Origin of the sequence: Flavobacterium covae, assembly GCF_001534645.1 — a bacterium.
In the GTDB taxonomy this organism is placed as follows: Bacteria; Bacteroidota; Bacteroidia; order Flavobacteriales; family Flavobacteriaceae; genus Flavobacterium; species Flavobacterium covae.
Genome location: NZ_CP013992.1, coordinates 773,048 through 796,678, shown reverse-complemented (window position 1 = coordinate 796,678; position 23,631 = coordinate 773,048). Strand labels below are relative to the sequence as shown.

The following is a 23,631-nucleotide window of genomic DNA, read 5'->3' as shown; positions in this document are numbered from 1 at the left end:
AAATTCACCAACTTTTTTCAAAGACTTATTTAGAATACCACAAAACACTCTCAAAAGTCAGAGTGCAAAGTTAATTATTAATTTTTTACTTCAAAACTTTATTTTTCTGCTATTTAGTCAATTGTTTTGTAAACGCATCTAAACGATTAGCTAAATCTTCATTTACATTCACTAAAGGTAAACGTAACGTATTTTCAGATAAGCCTAAAGATTTGAAAATTTCTTTTACTCCTCCTGGATTTCCTTGCTCAAAAATCATATCTATGCTATCCATTAATTTATAGTGTAAAGCATACGCCTCATCTACTTTTCTTTTCAGTCCTAAACGTACCATTTCTGAAAATTCTTTTGGATAACCTTCTCCTATTACGGATATTACACCAGCTCCACCTGCTAATACCATTGGTAAAGTTATCATATCATCTCCTGAAATAACCAAGAAATCCTTAGGTAGTAATTGTATTAATTTCATCGCTTGCACTATATCTCCTGCTGCTTCTTTTATACCTATCACGTTTTTACATTCATTAGCAATACGCAAAACGGTATTGGGTTGCATATTACTTGATGTTCTCCCTGGTACATTATATAAAATAACAGGAAGAGGTGAAGCCTCTGCCACCATTTTAAAATGTTGAAAAATCCCTTCTTGTGTAGGTTTATTATAGTAAGGCGAAACTGACAAGATAGCATTAAAAGATGACAAATCACGTGTTTTTAACTCTTCTACTACTTTCATTGTATTATTTCCTCCTACTCCTAAAACCAGAGGCAATCTACCTGCATTAGCTGCAACGATAGTATTTATTACTAATTCTTTTTCTTCTGATGACAAAGTAGCTGATTCTGCGGTAGTTCCTAATACTACCAAATACTCTACTCCTCCTTCAATAACGTAATTAACTATTCTTGTTAATGCTTGCACATCTACCGAAAAATCTTTTTTAAAAGGTGTTATCAAAGCTACACCCGTACCTATGAATGATTGCATTTTATTATATTCTTTTTAAAATTTTTAAATATTTAACTAATTCTTCTAGAAAAATCTTGAAATTTTGAGCATTTGTATTTATTATCAAATGATTTAACCTTTTATCTATTGTTGAAAAACCTACCTTAAATAAGGCTTTTGAGTTGTGTGTAACTAATAACAAAGGTGCTTTTTCTACATCATAATAACTTATTAACAGATCAAAAGGGGTATATATAAATTCATTAACAAACGGAGCCGAAAATTGTCCATTCCAGTTAATATCTTTAAAAGAAAAAGTGGGAAAAGTTAAATTTACCTTTTTTTCTAACGGATCTCTATAAACTAACACTTTAATATTATCTCGTTTAAACCCTTTATTTATCAATTCATTTATGAGTTCTTCTTTTTTAAAAGAGTAAGAATCTTCTAATAAAAGCCCTACTTTTTTGACAGAATTAACTAATAAAGTATCTTTTACGGGTTGTAAAGTAGAATTTAATATTTTTTTTAACGATAATGCTTTTATATAGTTTATAAACATATTATTTTTGTCGTCTTGTTTCTTTTGAAACGAATTAATGTTAACAAGCTTTAAATAGTATATTAAATACTAGGTAAAAGTATAAAAAAGAGTAGGAATAAATGAAACATTTTGGTTTAATTTTAACGTTAATAACGTTTAGCTTTGCTACAGGTGCTCAAAATGTAGTAACAGAAATTCATGGTAAACAAATTAAGGTGGAAGCTAGTGTAGGTAGTATTCAGGAATATGAAACCTTAATTTTACCTTACAGGCAACAAATAAACAAAGATCTAGACAAAGTACTAGCTTACAATCCTCAATTGTTAGACAAAACAAAAGGAACAAAATTCCAAAGTAATATTGGCGATTTATTTGCTGAAATTATATTGGAAAGAAGTAGTCAAGTACTAAAAGAAAGAGAAAATAAAGTGGCTGACATCTCAGTTTTAAACAGTGGAGGAATAAGAACTGTTATTCCTCTAGGAAATGTGACGGCTAGAAACGCTTTTGAAGTAATGCCTTTTGAAAATGCAGCTATGATTTTAGAAGTGAAAGGAGATGTTATTTTAGACTTTATTAATTTCTTTATTAAAGAAAAAAAACCACATCCTTTTGCAGGAATGACTTTTTCTATAACGGCTGACAACAAACCTAAGGACATTAAAATAGGTAAAAATAATTTAGATTTAGAAAAAACTTACTATGTAGCAGCCAATGACTATTTAGCTAGTGGTGGCGATCGAATGGAATTTTTCTTAAGAGCTACTCGCAAAATATCTATTGATTATAAATTAAGAGATATGCTAATTGACTATTTTGATTCAGTAGATATTGTAAAAGTTCCACAAATTATTAAAGTTACTCAAGAATAACACTTAAAGAAAAGAGATTATGAAAAGAAGAGATTTTTTAAAAAATACAGTTGCTAGTTCTACTTTATTAGGATTAGGAGGTTTATCTTTAAGTAGCTTTAATACAGCTGGTTCTTTACGAAAACTTACTATTTTACATACTAATGACACACATAGCCAAATAGATCCTTTTCCTGAAGGACATCCTAAAAATCCAAACCTAGGAGGAGTTGCAAGAAGGGCTGCCCTCATTAGCCAAATTCGCAAAGAAGAAGATCATGTATTATTATTAGATGCAGGCGATATTTTTCAAGGTACACCATATTTTAATTACTACGGAGGAGAGATTGAATTCAAAGTTATGAGCATGATGAAATATGACCTTGCTACGATAGGTAATCATGATTTCGACAATGGCATTACAGGATTATATGGGCAATTACCTAACGCTTCTTTTGAGTTTGTTTGTGCTAATTATGATTTTAAAAACACTATATTAGATACACATATCAAACCTTATAAAATCTTTGAAAAAGCAGGAATTAAAATAGGAATATTTGGTTTAGGAGTAGAACTATATGGTTTAGTAGATCCTAGGTATTACAAAGAGACTAAATACCTAGATCCTGTAGAAATAGCAAATGATATAACGAAAAAACTAAAAGAGGTTGAAAAATGTAATTTAGTCATTTGTTTATCCCATTTAGGTTTTGAGTATAAAAATGAACCAGAAAGAATTTCAGACATCAACTTAGCAAAAAAAACAAAGAATATTGATTTAATTATTGGAGGTCATACACATACTTTCCTAGATAAACCTGTAATTGAAAGAAATTTAGATGACAAAGAAGTCTTAATTAATCAAGTAGGCGCTTATGGTATTAATTTAGGTCGTATTGACTTTTATATAGATGATCAAAAAAACATAGCTCCAGGAACAGGAAGAAAAATCGTTATATAAAATGGTTACGATAGGCATTATTTAGTCTCTACTGAAGACAATTACTTTATTATTTAAAAAAAGAAATAGCCTAATAATAAAATAAACCCCGTCTTGATTTTTTTCAAAAACGGGGTTTATAGATTTAATACCTTTTAAATTTAAAATATACTGGATTAAAAAGTAAAATTCTTGATCTCTTTTTTCATTTTAAAACATCCGGTTTGTCACTCCGTAAGGAGGAATCTCATAATAAACATTATGTAATTTCTCCCTTTGGTCGGAATGAAAAAGATTTCGAACTTTTTGAACAGTCTCAAGGTTAAAAAATTATTATTATGAGGAAATTTCAAAGTTTAAATGGTATAAGAAAGATACTTTAAAAAAAGAAAAAAGAATTACAAATCATTTTCTTTTTAATTAATGATTTCTTTATAAATATTTTCATAAATAGGCACTATATTTTCTACGGAAAATAATTTGGCTGTTTCAAAAGCTTTTCTTTTAAATTCGTTTAGCACATCATCATTTGAAAGAATTTTAAGAGCATTTTGAGCCATATCATCTATATCTCCAACCGAACTTAAAAAACCTGAAACACCATTTATATTAACTTCTGGCAAACCACCTGAATCGCTTGATATGACAGGTACTTTATTAGCCATAGCTTCTAATGCTGCCAATCCAAAACTTTCTGTATCAGAAGGTAATAAAAACAGATCTGAATAACATAAGATCTGACTAATTTCATGACTGTTCCCAAAAAAAATAACTTTTTCTTCAATACCTAATTCTCTACAAAGCCATTCTGCCTTTTCTTTTTCAGGTCCATCACCCACCATCATCAGTTTAGCAGGTATTTTTTCTTGTATTTTATAAAAAACTTTAATAACATCAGGTATTTTTTTAACTTTTCTAAAATTACTAATATGGGTAATAATTTTCTCTTCTGGTGTAGCCATTACAGACCTCTTACAAATTAGATTCTGAGCTTCTGTTTCTTCAATTTCTATAAAATTAGGGACTACTTTTATTTCTTTTGTTACATCAAAATATTTCAACGTATCTTCTTTTAAGCTTTTTGAGACAGATGTTACTACATCTGACTTATTGATACTAAAAGTAACAGCTGGTTTATAGTAAGGATGGTTTCCTACTAAGGTTATATCTGTACCGTGCAATGTGGTAACCATTGGCAGATTAATTCCTTCTTCTTTTAAGATCTGTTTGGCCATATAACCCGCATAAGCATGAGGTATAGCATAATGTACATGTAATATATCTATTTTATAAAGTTTTACCATATCTACTAGTTTACTCGAAAGAGCTAATTCATAGGGTTGGTAATGAAATAATGGATATTCAGGCACATTTACTTCATGATAATGTACATTATGATTCAAAAGTGCCAAACGCACAGGTTGACGATAGGTAATAAAATGAATTTCATGACCTCGGCGAGCCAACTCTAAACCTAATTCTGTTGCTACTACACCGCTACCTCCAAATGTTGGATAACAAACTATTGCTATTTTCATAAATAATGAAAAATATTATTATTCTAAAAATTGTTCTACTCTTTCACCTAATCTTTATGGTGTTAACAAACTAATAGGAGTAGATATTTTTTAAAAATTATTAAAAAAATGAGGTTGTCCAAAAAGTAATAAATCAACATACAGTTTTTTACTCCGACGAAGGAGGAGTCTCATTCAATATTATGTAATTCCTCTCTTTGGTCGAAATGATAAGATTTCGAACTTTTTGGACAGTCTCAAAAAAAAAATTCGTAAAGTAAATTTATTACTTTACGAATTTACTATATTTTAAAAAATTAAATACTAGTTTCACTAAATATTAACGATTAATCAAGAATTGAATCATAAACTATTTGTTGAATTTTTTCTCTTGTATTTTCTTTTGCTAGTTTATTTGGGGCATTACTATCAGGAAAAGTTCTATTGGATAAGAATATATAAATGAGTTCTTTTTCTGGATCAGCCCAAGTCATAGTACCAGTAAAACCTGTATGTCCAAAACTAGTTATTGATGCACATCCACAAGTTGGGCTTTCCCCTTTTAATTGAGGTTTATCAAACCCTATTCCTCTTCTATTTCCCTCAGTACAAAAATAACAAGTATTGAAATCGTCCATTGTTTTAGAAGAAAAAAACTGAATTCCTCCGTAACTTCCCTTATTCAAGTAAAGCTGCATCATTTTTGCAATATCACTCGCATTTGAAAATACCCCTGCATGACCTGCTACGCCTCCTTGCATAGCTGCAGCCATATCATGTACATATCCTTGAATTATATCCTGACGAAAATAAGTATCTCTTTCTGTGGGTGGTATTTGATCTATTTCTATTTTTTTCAAAGGATTATACATCGTATAATTCATTCCCATTTTTGAAAAGAAATTTTCATTTGCCAATTTATCTAAGGTGGTATTATGATTTGTTTCTAAATATTCTTTTAACAAAATAAAGGTAAAATCGCTGTATTTATATTCTTTTTTAGGTAATAACGGACTTTTTAATATTTTGGATATAATTGAATCTTTATAACTGTCTATTAAAAATAAACTTTCAGATACTTGTGTTGTAAAACCTTCTGTTTCTGTTTGACGATATAATTTTTCTGATGGTTTTTTAGTAAGTGAATCAATTGTTTTTTTATAAAAAGGTTCCCAGGGTTTTAATCGTGCATAGTGTGACAGTAAATCTTTAAAAAAAATAGAATCTTTGTTTGTTCCTCTTGCTTTAGGAAGCATTTCCCCTAAACGAGTTTCTAAATTTATCTTTCCTTTATCATAATCAATCATTACATTGGGTAAAGTACCTATAATTTTAGATAAAGATGCAATATCGTAAACATCTGTATTTTTAACTTTTGAATCTTGTTCATAGGTGTGATAACCGAATGATTTATGATAAATTATTTTTCCTTTTCTTGCAACTAAAATTTGTGCTCCTGGTGTTATTTTATCATCAATTGCTTTTTTAACTATATCATCAATTTGTTTTAATTTATTAGAACTCATCCCTACTCCTTCTGGGACAGAAAAGCCTAATCTATCAATTTTTTCGGTAGAGAGCCCTTCTCCTACCTTAAAATATTCTTTAATAGAAACAGGCAATTTACCTTTTGATTCTATTGCTCCAAAAATTAATTCAGCTGAAATAGTTTGTGGTATATCCCCATTTTGGTAGCTAACTATTAGTCCTTCTATATTGTCAAAGGATTTAATTTTAAGCAATGTGTATGGTTTCACGAAAACATCTAGGATTACATCGTTTTGAGCTGCTATTTTTTCTAACCAAAGTAAATCTTTTTCAGAAAAATCATGTTTACGCCATGCTTTATCCGACTTATGGTATCCTATAATTACCGTATTAAATTCTTTTAAATTAATTAAAAGACTATCTAGATTTTTTTCTTCCATTTCTTGTACTTCTGCATATTTTTTCAATGTGTTCAAGAAGACAGTACTCGAATCATCTCCTAATTTTACGTAGGCAATTTTAGCTTTTGTTAGATCTTTTATAGGTAATAGAGAATGTTCATTTTTTAAAACCGTAATTGCGTTTTCAAATAATTTATATTGTAATTTATTACCTTCTGGAGCATTTAAATCATTAGACAACCCTACTAAATCTATAGGCTTATACTGTTGTAAACCTGCTTTATATTTATAACTTAAAATCTTTTTTACAGAATGTTCTAGACGATCATCTGTAATTATTTTATCGTTATAGGCTTGTGTAAATTTAGTAATGGCTGCTGGAACATCTTCTGCAAATAACATAATATCATTGCCTGCTAAGAAGGCTTCTAAATCTATATCGCCTGGTTTTTTAAAACTACTTGCTCCTTTCATATTAAGAGCATCTGTAAAAATCAATCCTTTAAAGTCTAATTCTTTCTTTAAAATATTTGTTACTATATTATAAGAAGTAGAAGAAGGATAATTTTGACGTTCTTCTAAACTTGGCACATTTAAATGAGCTACCATAACAGAAGATAATCCCAAGTTGAACATTTTTTTATAAGGATATAATTCAACTGAGTCTATGCGTTCTTTTGTAAAGTTTACGACGGGCAAGGTATGATGAGAATCTGTTTCCGTATCGCCATGACCGGGAAAATGTTTTCCTGTAGCAAATACGCCTTGACTTTGAATTCCTTTCATTAAGGCTACTGCTCGCTTGGTTACCTCTTCTCTATTTTCCCCAAAAGAGCGATTTCCTATAATGGGGTTATTAGGATTTGTATTAATATCAATTACAGGAGCAAAATTAAACTGCAATCCCATTCTTTTGGTTTCCTTAGCCATTCTTTCTCCTAATTGTTCTATTAATTTCATATCTTGAACAGCACCTAAAGTCATATTCCAAGGATAAGCATAAGTAGAATCTAATCGCATATTAAGTCCCCACTCTGCATCATTACCTACAAAAAGGGGTATTTTAGAATTTGCTTGAAAACGATTTGTTAATTTTGCTTGACGCATTGGACCTCCTTGAAAGAAAATTAGTCCTCCTATTTTATAATTCTTTATAAGTTTATCTAATGCGTTAAAATGAACTGTATCTTTATTAGAATACGCTGCAACCATAAAAAGTTGTCCTAATTTTTCTTCAAAACTTAACGAATTATAGATACTATCAACCCATTGACGTTCCCCTGTTAATTCGTTAAATAGATTGAATCCTTCCTTAGTAGGATCTATAAATTTTTGAATTACAGGTATATTTTTTGTTTCTGTCATAACAGTGCCTTGTCTTTTACGATTTTTTATAACCGCACATTGCATCATTAATAAAGCTATTACAGAAAAGAATAAATACTTAAAAATAGAAAACTTCATGTTTATTGATTAAAAAAAGCGGCTATGCCAGCTTTCATTTGCAGGAACTTCCCAAGAATCATTCAGTTCCTCTATAGTATTAACTAAATTATTAAAAACAATGGTAGACGCTGAAACTGCTTTTTCTTTAGCCATTTTCTTGAAATCTATTAATGATTTATGCGCTATAAAATCCCCATTTTTAAAAGTAACGTTCATTTTATCCAACAAATCAATGTCATATTTTTTTTCTAATTGCTGAATAAATTGTACTGAGCTATCAATTGAACACCCTGTAGGTGCTTGTACATCAGCATTCACTGCTAAAATAACGAAACGATTATATCTAATATCAAATGATGCTTCTAAAGAAGCACCATGAGCTGACCAATCATCAATAAATTTTTGGACATGAGCGGCTATTTCTACCACTTCGTCATCACTTAATTTACGGTTGGATTGATAAATCCAAACACGTGAATCAAGTGGCATTTTTTCAAAAGGTATATACATCTTAATATTATAAATCTTGGGCGTTAGCAATTAATTCTGCTACATCCAGTACTTTTACATCATGTTCACGATGTTTTGCTTTAGTACCGTCTGTTAGCATTGTATTACAAAAAGGACATCCAGCAGCTATGATATCTACTTTAGTTGCTAGTGCATCTTCTGTACGTTCAACATTAATGTCTTTATCTCCGTTTTCAGGTTCTTTAAACATTTGTGCTCCTCCTGCTCCACAACATAATCCGTTAGCCTTAGAACGTTTCATTTCAACGAGTTCTGCATCTAACTTTTGAATTAGGTCACGAGGTGCTTCATATATTTTATTGGCTCGCCCTAAATAACATGGGTCGTGGAATGTTATTTTTTTACCTTTAAACTGACCTCCTTCAATAGTCAAACGACCTCGATCTAATAACTCTTTTAGGAACTCAGTATGATGTACTACTTCAAATTCTCCTCCTAATTCAGGATATTCGTTTTTGAGAGTATTAAAACAATGAGGGCAAGCTGTAACAATTTTTTTTGTTTCATAAGCCTTTAGTACTTCAATATTCATAAAAGCTTGCATTTGAAACAAAAATTCGTTTCCTGCACGTTTTGCAGGATCTCCTGTACAAGCTTCTTCGGTTCCTAAAACCGCAAAATCAACACTTGCTTTATTTAAAATTTTAACAAATGCTTTTGTTATTTTTTTAGCTCTATCATCAAAACTACCTGCACATCCTACCCAGAATAAAACTTCTGGCTGTTTTCCTTGAGCTAACATTTCTGCCATTGTAGGCACTATTAAATTTTCTGACATAACTCTCTATATTGATTTGTCTGCAATTTCAACTATTAATTTTCGTCTTTCCAATTCAAACGATCCATCTGACTATATTGCCAAGGTGCGCTATTATTTTCAATATTTGTCATCATGGCATTTAAAGACTGAGGTGCTGCGCTTTGTTCCATTACTAAATAACGACGCATATCCATAATGATTGAAAGAGGACTTATATTAACTGGACATTCTTCTACACAAGCATTACATGAGGTACAAGCCCACAATTCTTCTTGTGTTATGTAATCATTTAGTAATGTTTTTCCATCTTCTACAAATACCCCTTTATTTTTATTTATATTATCTCCTACTTCTGTTAAACGATCACGCGTATCCATCATAATTTTACGAGGAGATAATTTTTTACCTGTCTGATTGGCTGGGCAAGAAGATGTACAACGTCCGCATTCAGTACATGTATAAGCGTTTAACAATTGAACCCAATTTAAATCTGTTACATCAGAAGCTCCAAACTTACTTGGTGTTACATCTGCTGGTGCTGCCGCATAAGGATCAGCATTGGGATCCATCATTAATTTTACTTCATTAGTAACACTTTCTAGGTTATCAAATTTACCTAGAGGGTTTAAATCTGCAAAAAATGTATTAGGAAAGGCTAATATAATATGTAAATGTTTAGAAAAATATAAATAGTTCAGAAACACCATTACCATCGTAAAATGTCCCCACCATCCTACTCTTTCTAAGATATGTAAGGCTCCTTCGTTTAAACTTCCAAAAAAAACAGGTCCTAGATACTGAGATACAGCAAAGCTAAAAGTTCCTTGTCCTTCAAAGTGTGATTTTCCTAGTGTGAATAAAACTTCATCGGTTCCGTTCATTGTAAAAATACAAGATACTAATACAATTTCCATTATCAGGATTAGGTTTGCATCTTTTTTAGGCCATCCTAACAATTCTGTCTTATTTAAACGTGGTAATTTTAACAAGTTTCGTCTCATTAAAAAGGCAACTGTTGCCACTAATGCGGTAACTGATAAAATCTCAATAAAACTGATTAAAAATGTATAAAACCCGCCTAAAATCGGCTTAAAAAAACGATGAGTTCCGAAAATGCCATCAATAAGAATTTCAACTAATTCTATTTGAGTAATTATAAAAGCTGTGTACAATACGAAATGCAAAACTGCAGGTATTGGACGTGTAAACATCTTTTTTTGACCAAATGCTACTAGGAGCATATTTTTCCAACGATCTGATGCGCGATCTGACCGATTTACATCTTTTCCTAACTTTATATTTCGAATGATTTTTTTTACATTTTTTGCAAAAAATCCTATTCCTACACCAAGAATAATTAGAAAAAATAAACTGCTTAAATAATTCATATATCTATAAAAGATTGATTGGTTTAAAATTATTTTGTTTGTAATTCAGGTCCTTTATAAGGTTTTTCTTTTTTACCAAAAAGGGAAACATTTACATAACGGGTAGGATGTAAACGTAAATCTTGTAATAACAGTTCAATTTCTTTAGCGGCTTTCGTGAAGTTATTATACATTGCCTCATCTTTCATTGCTTTTCCTAAAGTTCCTTGTCCCGCTTGCATATCTGCCATTAGTTTATTAACATTAACTAAGGTTCCTTCTAAATTTTTCAAAGTTTTTCCTAACTCCGCTTTTTCTAGTTCGGTAGATACTTTAGAAAAATCTGTTGTGATTTTTTCTATATTTCCTAATGAATGATTTAAGCTTTTTTGATTAGTTGCTAATAATTGGTTAGCTCCTTTACCTAATTTATTAAACTCTGCCATTGTTTGACTAAGCTGAGCTATAGCTTGTTGAAGATCGTTCTTTGCCTGATCATTTAAAATTTGATTAACATTGACCATTAATTGATCTGCATCTTGAACTAATGATTCTATTTTTTGTTGAGTTGGAGCTAACTTTTTACCTAAATTATCTGTTAATCCTAGTTTAACATCTGCCTTTAAACGATCTCCGTCAACTGTTATATTTTTATCATTAAAATTAGGAATAATGGCTATTTGTTTTCCACCAATAAAACCAGGCTCATATATTTGAGCTACACTTGTTTTAGAGATTGGAAAATCATCTTGATTAATTTGTAATTCAGCTAAAATTTTACCGTTTTCTGTTAAATTTAAAGATTTTACTTTACCAACTACTTTACCACTAATGGTAACGGACGCAGAAGAGAGTAAACCTTCTACATTATCAAATTCCACAAATAATCTTTTATGGCTATTTAACAGATTACTTCCTTTTAAAAAACTATATCCCCAGATAAATAATAAAATAGAGGCAATTACTAGGATTGCTGTTTTAATTTCACGTGTTATTTTCAAAATATAAACTTTTTTTTGCAAAAATACTAATTACTTGGCAGATTTCACTGCTTCATTAAGGGTAATTTTAGTTCCATTTTTATAGGGAACAATAAAAGCTGATTCATACCCTTTGGTTTTAGCTTCTATTAACATTTTTCTAGATTCTTGATAATCATTTGTTTCTCCATACATGTATTTATAGTATCCCCCTTCAAAAACAGAAGAAATACTAGATAAACCATTAAAATTTTCAGGTTTAATATCTATTTGCATGTTACTTGCTTTCAATTGTATTTTAAAAATAACTTTTTGATTATCGACTACTTTATTTTTTGTTTCTATTTTTACGGGGTCTTGTTTTACAACCTCTTTTACTGGTGTCAATATTTCTTTAGTTTTTGGTGTTGTATCTTTTGGTGCTGGTTTTTCTGATTTTTTTATATCCAAAAAAGGGATAGAACCTCCAAAATGTTCTGCTTTCATTCTATAGATTGCATCTGCTATAGATCTTGCCATATTTTCTTGTCCTTCTTCTGAATTTAAATAAGCTCCTTCTATTGGATTAGATATAAAACCTGTTTCTACTAAAACTCTTGGCATAAAGGCTTTATGTAAAACCATAAAGGGAGCTTGATGTACTCCTCTATTTTTACGGTTTACTTTTTGATCAAAATTGTCTTGAATTCTACTGGCTAACTCAATACTTTGATCTAAATATTCTTCCTGTGCAATTGTAGCACTAATCAAGGATTCAGGAGCATTAGGATTATAACCCGCGTATTTAGTTTTATAATTATCTTCTAATTTAATAACTTCATTCTCTTTTCTTGCTACGGCTAGACTAGAGGCACTTTTTGAAAGTCCCATTACATAGGTTTCTGATCCATACGCTTCTAAATTTTTATTAGCATTACAATGAATAGAAACAAAAATATTAGCTTTATTTTTATTGGCAATATTAGCGCGTTCAACGAGTTCTATAAAAGTATCTGTTTTACGAGTGTAAATAACATCAATAGTAGGATCTTTTTCTAAAATAGCTCCTAATTTTAAAACAATAGCCAAATTAATTTGTTTTTCCACATAACCATGATACGTAGCTCCAAAGTCTTGATTACCATGTCCTGCATCTAAACACACCTTAAATTTACCATTATTTTGTGCCTGAAGAATACCTGACAAAATAAATAAGGCTGTAAAAAAAACATATTTCATTTTATTTCTATTTTTCACCTTCATTTCACTAATGAATTAAATGGTTATAATTTTATTAAATACTTACTTATTTCTAAAAATAGCTGTAAGTTTGTGGCTTCAAAAATTAAGCCATATTTTTACAAAAATAGTATTTATAGCTTTGCGTACAAACTTATTTTACATCGTTTTAGTTCCTTTTTTCATAACCGTTTGTAGTCTTAATCTACGATCGCAGGAACTTCCTAAAAAAAACACTAGTCTACTATCTGTAAAACAGAAAGATAGCATTAAAGTTAATTCTAATATTTTAAATAAAAAAGAAGACGTTACCAAAAGTAAAGACAGTATAAAAAAGAAAAAATCTTTTTTAGAGGGCAAAATATTCTATAAATCAAAACACTCTGTTAAGTTAGACAACAAAAAAAAGCTTGCTATTTTAAAAGATGAAGCTGAAGTAAAATATAAGGACATTGAACTTAAGTCTGGTATTATTGTTATAAATTATAACAAGGACGAAGTATATGCTGGTAGACTAAAAGACTCTACAGGTAAATACATACAATATCCTGTTTTTAAACAAGGAAACAACGTTGTTGAACCCGACTCAATTCGTTTTAATTTTAAAACAAAAAAGGCATTAATTTGGAATTCTAGAACTGATCAAGGTGAATTTAAGATTAAAGGCGAAATAACAAAAAAAGAAAATGATTCTGTTTTTTTTATTAAAAATGCAAGATTTACGACTTCCAAAAATTTAGATAATCCTGAGTATTATTTTTTAGCTCGAAAAATAAAATTTGTTCCAAAAAAGAAAATAGTAGCAGGTCTAACCAATATGGTAATTGCTGATGTCCCTACTCCTATAGGGGTACCTTATGCTTTTTTCCCTATGACTGAACAAGCAACTTCTGGGATTATAATGCCTACTTTTGGACAAAATAACACACAAGGATACTCATTACAAAATGGTGGATATTATTTTGCAATTAGCAATAATCTAGATCTAGCATTACTAGGAGATTACTTTACAAATGGTAGTTATGGACTAAGAGCCGAAACAAATTATGCTAAACGATATAAATATAGAGGCAATTTTAATTTTCGTTATGAAAATCAAATAAATGGAGAAAGAGGACTACCTGGTTATGGAAAATCTACATTATATAATTTACAATGGAGTCATTCTCCAGATGCTAAAGCAACACCTAATTCAAGGTTTTCTGCCTCGGTAAACTTAGGAAGTAGTAAATACTACCAACAGTCATTTAATCAATTAAATACTTCTAATTTTTTAAATAATACGTTAAGTTCTTCTATTTCATACGGAAAAACATTTAACTGGACTCCGCAGGTAAACCTATCTTTAACTGCTTCACACTCTCAAAACACAAATACAAAACAAATTAATATGACACTGCCTACCCTTCAAATTGGTGTAGATCGTGTTTTTCCGTTTGCGTCTAAAAGTGGCACTAAAAAAGGTTTTATTAAAAACTTAAATTTCACTTATAGCTTACGTGGTGAAAATCGTGTCCAAACAACGGATTCTTTATTCTTCAAACCTGCTATGTTTAGAAATATGCAAAATGGGATTCAGCATAACATCCCTTTTAGTACAAACTTTAAACTCCTTAAATACTTTAGTATCACAGCTTCTTCTAATTTTAATGAAACTTGGTATTTTAAAACTATAAGAAAACAATACAATACAACTCTAAAAAAGGTAGAAGATATAGAAAAATCAGGTTTTGACTCTTTTAGAACTTATGATTTTTCAAGTAGTATAGGAACCACTATTTATGGAACTTTTAATTTTAAAAAAAGTGGAAAAATACAATCTATAAGACATACTATGCGTCCAAATGTTAGCTATGCCTATGCTCCTAGTTTTGAAAAATATTACGACACATACGCAATTGACGGCAGTGGAAAAATGGCCAATTATACACGTTTTGAAAAAGGCATTTTTGGAAGTCCTTCTGAAAGAAGAAATAACAATCTCTCTCTTTCTCTTAACAACGTTTTTGAAGCAAAAGTAAGAGACAAAGATTCTACAAAAACAACTCCTAAAAAAATAATTTTAATTAACAACTTAAATATATCTACTAACTACAACATTGATGCTGACTCCTTAAAATGGTCACCTTTAAGATTAAGCGGTGGTACTACCCTACTCAAAAACAAGCTCAATATTAATTTTGGTATGACCTTAAATCCTTATGCTATTAATAAAAAAGGTAATATGATAGAGAAACTTAACATTAATAATGGTGGTAGCTTGTTTCGTATGACCAGTGCTAATATCACTTTAAACTACTCTATTAATAGTAATGAATTAAGCGGGAAAGGAAAATCTGAGCAAAATAACCTTAACAATTCAGGTTTAAGAAATGGCGGTAGAGCAGATGATCTTTTTGGTAGTTCTAATGATTTCAGTAATCGAAATCAAAATCCTTTCGATAAAAAAGACAAGGAAGACTCTAATTTCAAAGGCTTTTATTCTTCAGTGATTCCTTGGGATTTAAACCTTGCTTATTCTTTAACCTACTCTAATAATAAAAGAGAAAATACTATTACTCAAAATTCACTCATGATTTCAGGAAATGTAGATCTTACTCCTCGTTGGAAAACAGGAATATCAACTGGATATGATTTTGTACAAAAGGGCGTTACATATACTCAATTACGTTTTCAAAGAGATTTATTAAGTTGGCGTATGGATTTCCAATGGAATCCATTTGGAGATAGAGCCTCATGGTATTTTTTCATAGGAATTAGTTCTTCTGTACTAAGTGATATTAAGTGGGATAAAAGAAGCTTACCTGACAGAAGACTATAATAATTTACTTAACAAAATATATAAAACACTATAGAATAAGGAGGTTTTAAAAACAAAAAAACAGGAGTTAATAAGATAATAATATATTTTAACCAATAAAAAATGAATTTTTAGTATATGAAAAAAATAATTTTCACAAAAAAAGCACCAGCTCCTATTGGACCTTATAATCAAGCAGTACTCATTAAAGACACTTTATATACATCTGGACAAATAGCTATTAATCCCGAAAATAACGAATTGATTTTAACTTCAATTGAGGAAGAAACAGAACAAGTTATGCAAAATTTAAAAGCAGTACTTGAAGCTGCTGATATGACTTTTGAAAACGTTATTAAAACAACTATTTTCATTATGAATATGGGCGATTTCACAAAGATCAACTCTATTTATGGAAAATATTTCGAAGAAGCTACTGCTCCTGCTCGCGAAACAGTACAGGTTGCTACGCTTCCTAAAAACGTAAACATTGAAATTTCTATGATTGCTGTTAAGTAAAATTATATTTCAATACAAAGCAAAAATGAGATGATCTTTCTTAGATATCGTCTCATTTTTACTTTAACTAGTGGTTAAACTAAAATTTTATACCATTTAAACTTAAAATATACTGGATTAAAAGTAAAGTTCTCGATAGATTTTTTTTCATTTTAAAAACAACTCGAACAGACAGTTGAGTATATAATTGAAATCATCGTTAGTTCGAGCGCGAAGCGCATCGAGAACCAAATACTAATTTTTTATTGCTTTTGTAGATGTACTATTTTTAAAAAGAAAATTCAAAATTTAAATGATATAATATTTTTATTTGATTCCTTCTGATAAGACTTACTAATTATTTAAAAAAAGAGACTGCCCAAAAAGCTCGCAATCTTGTCATTTCGACCCAAGGGAGAAATCACATAATTTTGATTATGAAGAGGCTGTCCAAAAAGTTTAGAACAGCCTTTTTTATTGCTGTTTTACTCTAAAACATGTATTTTAGAGGTGACAAAAAACAAGCAATGGCTAAAGTAACATTTAAAAACCAGACAAGCAATTCTCCAGAACTTTTTCCAATCAACATTTTCGATAAAATTGATGACAACCACCCTGTTCGACTGGTCAATTCTATTGTTGACAGACTTGATATTAGCGACATAGTTAAGCTTTATCGCGGTGGTGGATGCTCTGCCTACCACCCCAAAATGCTAATCAAAGTATTATTTTACAATTATTTATCAAATGTTTATTCCTGCCAAAAAATAGCCAAAGCACTTAATTAGAACATTCATTTTATGTTTATCTCGGGTAATTCTACTCCAGTCTTTAGGACAATTCAAGGTTTTATTCGCAGAAGTGGTAAAATGTTAGTTGAGTTAGGATATGTAAGTCTTGAAGTTCAGTATATTGATGGTACAAAAATCGAAGTAAAATCTAATAAATACACTTTTGTTTGGCGTGGTTCGGTTGAAAAATACAAGGAAAAACTAGAAACTAAAATCAATACAATTTTATCCGATATAGAAAATAGTATACAATCAGATAATCAAGAACTTAACAAGGAAGAATTACTTAAAAAAATCAATTCAGAAGTGTTAAAAGAAAAGCTATCAGAATTGAATAAAAGTTAAAAGAACCTACTAAGAAACAGGTAAAAGAACTACAGAAATTACAGGAAGAACATCTTCCAAGATTAGAGAAATACGAAAAGGATTTAGAAATACTCGGAAATAGAAACTCTTATAGTAAGACAGACCCTGACGCTACTTTTATGAGAATGAAGGAAGACCACATGAGAAATGGACAACTCAAACCAGCTTACAATCCTCAAATATCAATTGAAAATCAATTTATTACACACGTTTCTATACATCAAACAACCAACGATACCAACACATTAGAGTCACACTTAAACAGTTTTGATGAAAACTATAATAGACAAAGTAAAGAAGTTGTCGCCGATGCTGGATATGACAGTGAAGAAAACTACGAAATGCTTAAAAACAAGCAAATTGAGCCCTTTATAAAGTACAATTATTTTCATGCAAAGCAGAAAAAGAAACTTAAAGAAAATCCTTTTTTAGTGCAAAATTTATTTTACAATCAACAATACGATTTTTATATCTGTCCGATGAGGCAAAAAATAGAAAACATAGGAACAGGCAAGCGAATCTTTAGCAATGGATATGAATCATAAGTAACTTATTATCAAGCTAAACGATGCGTAGGATGCCATTAAGAAGTTTATGCCACAAAGCAAAAGGGAATCGAAAAATAGAAGTCAATCACCATCTAAATTACCTAAAAAACGAAACTAAAGAATTACTAAACTCAAAAATCGGTTTACATTTTTTGGAATTGAAATGGTAGAAATGGAGTTTCTACTAATGGTGCTTGGTCATAATTTCAGAAAAATGGTAGCTACAACTGCAAGTTCACTGAAAAAAGTTTTTAAAACAACTCGTTCTTGTTCAACATACAACTATATAACTCGATTTTAGCGTCTAATTGTTTTAGAAAAATTAAATTTTACTAGCAATCACCAATATCGTGAATTTGCGACATAAAAAAAGCTGCCCTTTTAGGACAGCCTCATTATTTTCAAAATTAATTATAAATCTGTCTAAACTTTTGGATGCAGTGCATTTTTTGTTTCGGACAACTTTCTTATTTATAATATTTTATTTTACTTCTTCAAACTCTACATCTTGAGTAGCGTCACCACTTGCATCGGCTTGTGGCTGTCCTTGAGGAGCTTGCTGCCCTTCTGCTTGAGCTTTATACATTTCTTCTGAAGCATTTTTCCACGCTTCATTGATTTTTTCTAAAGCTGGAGTAATAGCAGAAATTTCCTTAGTTTCATAAGCAGCTTTTAACTCACTTAAAGAATTTTCAATATTTGTTTTATTACCCTCTGATAATTTATCTCCAAATTCTGTCAATTGTTTTTCGGTTTGGAAAATCATACTATCTGCTTCATTCAGCTTATCAGCTTTTTCTTTAGCTGCTTTATCAGCTTCGGCATTCATTTCAGCTTCCTTACGCATTCTATCAATTTCTTCTTGTGTTAATCCAGAAGAAGCTTCAATTCGAATGTCATGTGATTTACCTGTTCCTTTATCTGTAGCTGACACTTTGATAATACCATTTGCGTCAATATCAAAAGTAACTTCAATTTGCGGCACTCCTCTTGGTGCTGGTGGAATACCATCTAAATGAAAGCGACCAATTGTTTTGTTATCGTTAGCCATTGGTCTTTCACCTTGTAATACGTGAATTTCTACTGATGGCTGATTATCTACTGCTGTTGAGAAAACCTGTGATTTTCTAGTAGGAATTGTAGTATTAGACTCAATTAGTTTAGTCATTACACTTCCCATTGTTTCAATACCTAAAGAAAGTGGTGTTACATCTAGTAATAATACATCTTTCACATCACCTGTTAACACACCTCCTTGAATAGCCGCTCCAATTGCCACTACTTCATCTGGATTTACACCTTTAGATGGTTTTTTACCAAAGAATTTTTCTACTTGTTCTTGGATAACTGGAATACGAGTTGAACCACCTACTAAGATTACTTCATCAATATCAGAGGTTGATAAACCTGCATCTTTTAATGCTTTAACAACAGGCTCCATTGATCGTTTTACCAAACTATCTGCTAATTGTTCAAATTTAGCACGTGTTAAAGTTTGCACTAAGTGTTTTGGTCCAGAGGCTGTAGCCGTAATATAAGGTAAATTGATTTCAGTTTGTGCTGATGCTGATAATTCAATTTTTGCTTTTTCAGCAGCTTCTTTTAAACGTTGTAAAGCCATTGGATCTTGACGTAAATCTAACCCTTCTGCTGATTGAAATTCACTAGCTAACCAATCAATGATTACTTGATCAAAATCATCTCCTCCTAAATGAGTATCACCGTTAGTTGACAATACTTCAAATACTCCATCACCTAATTCTAAAATAGAAATATCAAAAGTACCTCCACCTAAATCATAAACGGCTATTTTTTTATCGTGAGCTGCTTTATCTAAACCATAAGCTAAAGCTGCTGCTGTAGGTTCATTAATAATACGCATTACTTTTAAACCTGCAATTTCACCTGCTTCTTTAGTAGCCTGACGTTGAGCATCATTAAAATAAGCAGGAACTGTAATAACTGCTTCAGTTACTGCATGTCCTAAATAGTCTTCAGCTGTCTTCTTCATTTTTTGAAGTGTCATGGCTGACAATTCTTGTGGTGTATATAAACGTCCATCAATGTCTACACGTGGTGTATCATTATCTCCTTTTACTACTTTATATGCTACGGTTGAAGCTTCTTTTGCACTTTCGGAGTATTTATTACCCATAAAACGCTTAACAGACGCTATTGTTTTAGTTGGGTTTGTTACAGCTTGACGTTTTGCTGCATCTCCTACTTTTATTTCTCCTCCTTCAACAAAAGCAATTACAGATGGAGTAGTTCTTCTACCTTCTGCGTTTGCAATTACAACTGGTTCTCCACCTTCCATTACTGCAACACATGAATTAGTAGTACCTAAGTCGATTCCAATAATTTTACTCATAATATAATTCTCCTTAAATTTTAATTCTTTTTAATTGACTATTTTTTATCTTAGTCTTGTTCTCAAACACTTTCGAAATGACAAGGACTATGCCAATACAAAAAACTTCTCTGTTTGTCAGTACTGTTCTACTCCTTTATGACAAAATGACAAATAAATAACTTTTTTTTGTTTAAAAATTGACAAAAAGACCAAAGTTTTTTATCTATTTTGTATTAGATAATACTGAAAATAATGATATGATTACATTTTATCGAATTTATTTTGTAAGCCTTGTTATAATGACAAAAAATATAGTTTTTTTTCACAGATATGGTTTTATTGCATAGAGAATAAAAAAATCGAATTCTTTATTAAACTTAAAATCATTTTTTATATCTAATAATTTTCTATTTTTTTAATTTGATTATTTTATAGGTGAAATAAGATCACAAAAAAGCCAGCTATAAGTTTGTAGCTGGCTAAAAATATTTTTAATTGATTTAGTATAGGTTAAAATATTCTTCATCAGACATTTTTCCTGATTTAATTTTTTGTAATTCTTCCATTTTACTCATAATTAATCGGTGGCCTTCGTCACTCATTCCTTCTGGTTTAGCCATTCTATAAGAAGCATTTAATACTCCATTATAGTAATAAAAGAATTCAGTATCAAACTGAGTTGCTGTTAATTTAGTATTTGCAGGATCTGCTAACAAAAATCCTAAACGAACTGCTGAGCGTCTTTGTGCAGGTTTACCATGATGATCTGATTTTGTTATTTGATTATCTCCAATTGAATATGCAAATTCATAAGCTGCGGCTATTTGAGAATAAGTAGTTTTCCCATACCCTTTTCTTAAATAATATCCTGCCATTCCATCTGCTTCTAACTCACTTGCTCTGGCGGTTGATTCTTTTACAGAAGGTAAACGAAACGTATATTGTAATTGATGTCCATACTCATGAGCAAGAATCATTATGTTAACTAAATTTGAGGCATCTTTAGATTTTGCATCTCTAAAAATTCCTTCTCCATAATAAATTTTTCCAGTATTATAAGAAATAGCATTATAAGTAGATTTCCAATCCGTGCCATTTTTTACAAACCTAAAAACTGGAGCTGCTACAAAAATTCCTCTCCAAAAAGTTTTAATAGCTGTATTTTGATCATTCATTAAAATAGCATCTGTTACTGTTCCTGCTCCATCAGATAAGGTTTTTGATAGAGTAGCCGAAGCTGGCCAATTATCATCAACAAAATCACATTCTTTTTCTACCTCTATTGGTTTTTCAATAATTACTGCTTCTTCTTGTTTTTTTACTTCTTCTTTTTCTTTAGAACAAGAACATAATATTAAAGAAACTACACCCAACAACAGAGTGCTTACTTTGATTTTTTTTTTCATAAACTTAGTTTGTTTTAAAATAATTTCTACAAATTTAAATTTTAAAAATCATAAATAAATTACAAAATACAACAATGTTTCAAAAAAAACACATAATTATAATTTAATTAATTTTTTGTTAAATTTAAATCATAAATAGAATTATAGTATATCATAAAAGAATAAACACTTCATATAATTAAATTTATTTCTTCTTTAAAATAAAATAATATCAAAAATAAATGATCAGTAGATTAATATTCATTAAAACGCCTACTTTTTTAAGTTAGTATCTTTAAGTTCATGCAAATTTAAAAACAAAGAAAAAATAGGATAGTAAGCAATATAATTACAAAAGAATTACCTACTAAAAAATGATCTTGTAGATAATATTTATAATTTAAAAAAAATAACAAGATAATAGTTTAGCTATGAAATAATTCTTAATATTATAACTAATTCTATTACCTCATCATTATTTCTTGTATTGTTTTTCTTTGGATATATAAATAAGTCAACATTATTATATTATTAGACAAATAGAACATTTACGAACATCATTTATAACGTATCAATAAAACTCCATTTTAGCATAAGTAACAAACCTTCTAAATTACTTTTTCTAGTCTTCATACTTAGTTTCTAAAAACCTCAAAATCATTTAGAAAGGATTTATTTTTTAAATAATAAAAAAGGAGTATAAAAAACGTCATAAAATGAATATATCTAAAAAGCGATAAATCTAAATGATTTTATTACCAAACTAAAAAAATATATAAAAAGAGGGTTATTTTCTCTAATATTTTCTAATACGCGATTTCGATTAAAATAAGATTACAAAAAAGCCAGCTACAAACTTATAGCTGGCTTAAAATAATATTAGCTGAATTTAGTATAGATTAAAATATTCTTTATCAGACATTTTTCCTGATTGAATTTTTCGTAACTCCTCCATTTTGCTCATAATTAATTGATGACCTTCATCACTCATTCCTTCTGGCTTAGCTAATCTGTGAGTACCTGCTAAGACTCCATCATAATAACGGAAGAAGTTTGAATCAAACTGAGTTGCAGTTAATTTAGCATTCGTAGGATCTGCTAATAAAAATCCTAAACGAACTGCTGAACGTCTTTGTTCAGGCGTACCGTGATGATCAGGGCTTTTTGTTTCTCTATCTCCAATTGAAGAAGCAAACTCATAAGCTGTAGCTATTTCAGAGTAAGTAGATTTGCCATATCCTTTTCTTAAATAATAACCTGCCATTCCATCTGCCTGTAATTCACCTGCTCTAGCTGTTGATTCTTTTTTAGAAGGCAAACGGAACGCATATTGTAATTGATGTCCGTACTCATGAGCAAGTATCATTACATTGATTAAGTTTGAAGCATCTTTAGATTTTGCATCTCTAAAAATTCCTTCTCCATAATAAATTTTTCCATTACTATAAGAAACTGCATTATAGGTGGAATTCCAGTCCGTGCCGTTTTTTACAAATCTAAATACTGGAGCTGCTACAGAAGTCCCCCTCCAAAAAGTTTTAATAGCAGTATTTTGATTTGTCATAAAAGTAGCATCTGCTGATGTTCCTGCACTAGCAGATAAGGTTGTAGATAAACTAGCTGAAGCTGGCCAAGAAGAATCTACATAACTACATTCGTGTTCACCCCCTGTTGGTTGTTCTACAATTGCAGATTCTTCTTGATTGGTTAATGCCTCTTTTTCTTTGGAACAAGAAAATAATGCTACTGATGTAGTCACACTTAGCAACAAAGTGCTTACTTTGATAGCTTTTTTCATAAATTGGTTGGTTTTTAAATTATTTACGCAAACCTATAACATTTTTTTAAAAAACAAGAATAAAACAAACAATTGTTTTAACAAAAACTTAAACAAA

General features: G+C 30.2%; 19 protein-coding genes. 7 read left to right on the top strand and 12 right to left on the bottom strand.

The window, feature by feature from the left end:
- Positions 1–109: 109 nt before the first annotated feature.
- Complete coding sequence (gene dapA, locus AWN65_RS03440) at positions 110–991, bottom strand: 4-hydroxy-tetrahydrodipicolinate synthase (protein ID WP_060381882.1); 882 nt, start codon at positions 989–991, stop codon at positions 110–112.
- A 4-nt stretch (positions 992–995) separates the two neighbouring features.
- Positions 996–1,514, bottom strand: a complete 519-nt coding sequence (locus AWN65_RS03435) for a DUF6913 domain-containing protein (RefSeq protein ID WP_060381881.1) — start codon at positions 1,512–1,514, stop codon at positions 996–998.
- A gap of 101 nt (positions 1,515–1,615) precedes the next feature.
- Here AWN65_RS03435 and AWN65_RS03430 point away from each other — a divergent pair, with 101 nt between their 5' ends.
- The gene (locus AWN65_RS03430; protein ID WP_060381880.1) at positions 1,616–2,368 is read left to right on the top strand and encodes a 5'-nucleotidase C-terminal domain-containing protein; all 753 of its coding nucleotides are present in this window, start codon (positions 1,616–1,618) and stop codon (positions 2,366–2,368) included.
- Positions 2,369–2,387: 19 nt separating this feature from the next.
- Entirely contained in the window at positions 2,388–3,308 is a 921-nt protein-coding gene (locus AWN65_RS03425) for a bifunctional metallophosphatase/5'-nucleotidase (protein WP_060381879.1), read from the top strand.
- A 395-nt stretch (positions 3,309–3,703) separates the two neighbouring features.
- Here the strand turns inward: AWN65_RS03425 and bshA are convergent, their stop codons facing one another.
- The 7 genes from bshA to AWN65_RS03390 form a co-directional block, all read right to left on the bottom strand.
- The gene (gene bshA / locus AWN65_RS03420; protein WP_060381878.1) at positions 3,704–4,825 is read right to left on the bottom strand and encodes an N-acetyl-alpha-D-glucosaminyl L-malate synthase BshA; all 1,122 of its coding nucleotides are present in this window, start codon (positions 4,823–4,825) and stop codon (positions 3,704–3,706) included.
- Positions 4,826–5,151: 326 nt separating this feature from the next.
- A complete protein-coding gene (locus AWN65_RS03415) occupies positions 5,152–8,157 on the bottom strand; it encodes a glycoside hydrolase family 3 N-terminal domain-containing protein (RefSeq protein ID WP_060381877.1) in 3,006 nt (1,001 codons plus the stop codon).
- Positions 8,158–8,166: 9 nt separating this feature from the next.
- Positions 8,167–8,649, bottom strand: coding sequence for a hypothetical protein (locus tag AWN65_RS03410; RefSeq protein WP_060381876.1), 483 nt, complete (start codon positions 8,647–8,649; stop codon positions 8,167–8,169).
- Between the two features lie 7 nt (positions 8,650–8,656).
- On the bottom strand, positions 8,657–9,448 hold the full coding sequence (locus tag AWN65_RS03405; RefSeq protein ID WP_060381875.1) for a (Fe-S)-binding protein: 792 nt from the start codon (positions 9,446–9,448) through the stop codon (positions 8,657–8,659).
- Positions 9,449–9,483: 35 nt separating this feature from the next.
- Positions 9,484–10,818, bottom strand: coding sequence for a (Fe-S)-binding protein (locus tag AWN65_RS03400; protein WP_060381874.1), 1,335 nt, complete (start codon positions 10,816–10,818; stop codon positions 9,484–9,486).
- Between the two features lie 29 nt (positions 10,819–10,847).
- Complete coding sequence (locus AWN65_RS03395) at positions 10,848–11,798, bottom strand: MlaD family protein (RefSeq protein WP_060381873.1); 951 nt, start codon at positions 11,796–11,798, stop codon at positions 10,848–10,850.
- A gap of 30 nt (positions 11,799–11,828) precedes the next feature.
- Entirely contained in the window at positions 11,829–13,019 is a 1,191-nt protein-coding gene (locus AWN65_RS03390) for an N-acetylmuramoyl-L-alanine amidase family protein (RefSeq protein WP_060381872.1), read from the bottom strand.
- A gap of 67 nt (positions 13,020–13,086) precedes the next feature.
- Here AWN65_RS03390 and AWN65_RS03385 point away from each other — a divergent pair, with 67 nt between their 5' ends.
- From AWN65_RS03385 to AWN65_RS14990, 5 genes are all read left to right on the top strand, one after another.
- Entirely contained in the window at positions 13,087–15,816 is a 2,730-nt protein-coding gene (locus AWN65_RS03385) for a putative LPS assembly protein LptD (protein WP_060383813.1), read from the top strand.
- A 117-nt stretch (positions 15,817–15,933) separates the two neighbouring features.
- Complete coding sequence (locus tag AWN65_RS03380; protein ID WP_060381871.1) at positions 15,934–16,314, top strand: RidA family protein; 381 nt, start codon at positions 15,934–15,936, stop codon at positions 16,312–16,314.
- Between the two features lie 506 nt (positions 16,315–16,820).
- Complete coding sequence (locus AWN65_RS15000; RefSeq protein WP_060383812.1) at positions 16,821–17,081, top strand: IS1182 family transposase; 261 nt, start codon at positions 16,821–16,823, stop codon at positions 17,079–17,081.
- A 12-nt stretch (positions 17,082–17,093) separates the two neighbouring features.
- On the top strand, positions 17,094–17,429 hold the full coding sequence (locus AWN65_RS14995; protein ID WP_201025137.1) for a hypothetical protein: 336 nt from the start codon (positions 17,094–17,096) through the stop codon (positions 17,427–17,429).
- Between the two features lie 89 nt (positions 17,430–17,518).
- A complete protein-coding gene (locus tag AWN65_RS14990) occupies positions 17,519–17,995 on the top strand; it encodes a transposase (protein WP_256380911.1) in 477 nt (158 codons plus the stop codon).
- Between the two features lie 484 nt (positions 17,996–18,479).
- Here AWN65_RS14990 and dnaK read toward each other — a convergent pair whose 3' ends face one another.
- From dnaK to AWN65_RS03350, 3 genes are all read right to left on the bottom strand, one after another.
- Entirely contained in the window at positions 18,480–20,369 is a 1,890-nt protein-coding gene (gene dnaK / locus AWN65_RS03360; RefSeq protein WP_060381868.1) for a molecular chaperone DnaK, read from the bottom strand.
- 482 nt (positions 20,370–20,851) lie between these two features.
- The gene (locus tag AWN65_RS03355; protein WP_060381867.1) at positions 20,852–21,757 is read right to left on the bottom strand and encodes a neutral zinc metallopeptidase; all 906 of its coding nucleotides are present in this window, start codon (positions 21,755–21,757) and stop codon (positions 20,852–20,854) included.
- 868 nt (positions 21,758–22,625) lie between these two features.
- On the bottom strand, positions 22,626–23,534 hold the full coding sequence (locus tag AWN65_RS03350; RefSeq protein ID WP_060381866.1) for a neutral zinc metallopeptidase: 909 nt from the start codon (positions 23,532–23,534) through the stop codon (positions 22,626–22,628).
- Positions 23,535–23,631: the final 97 nt, after the last annotated feature.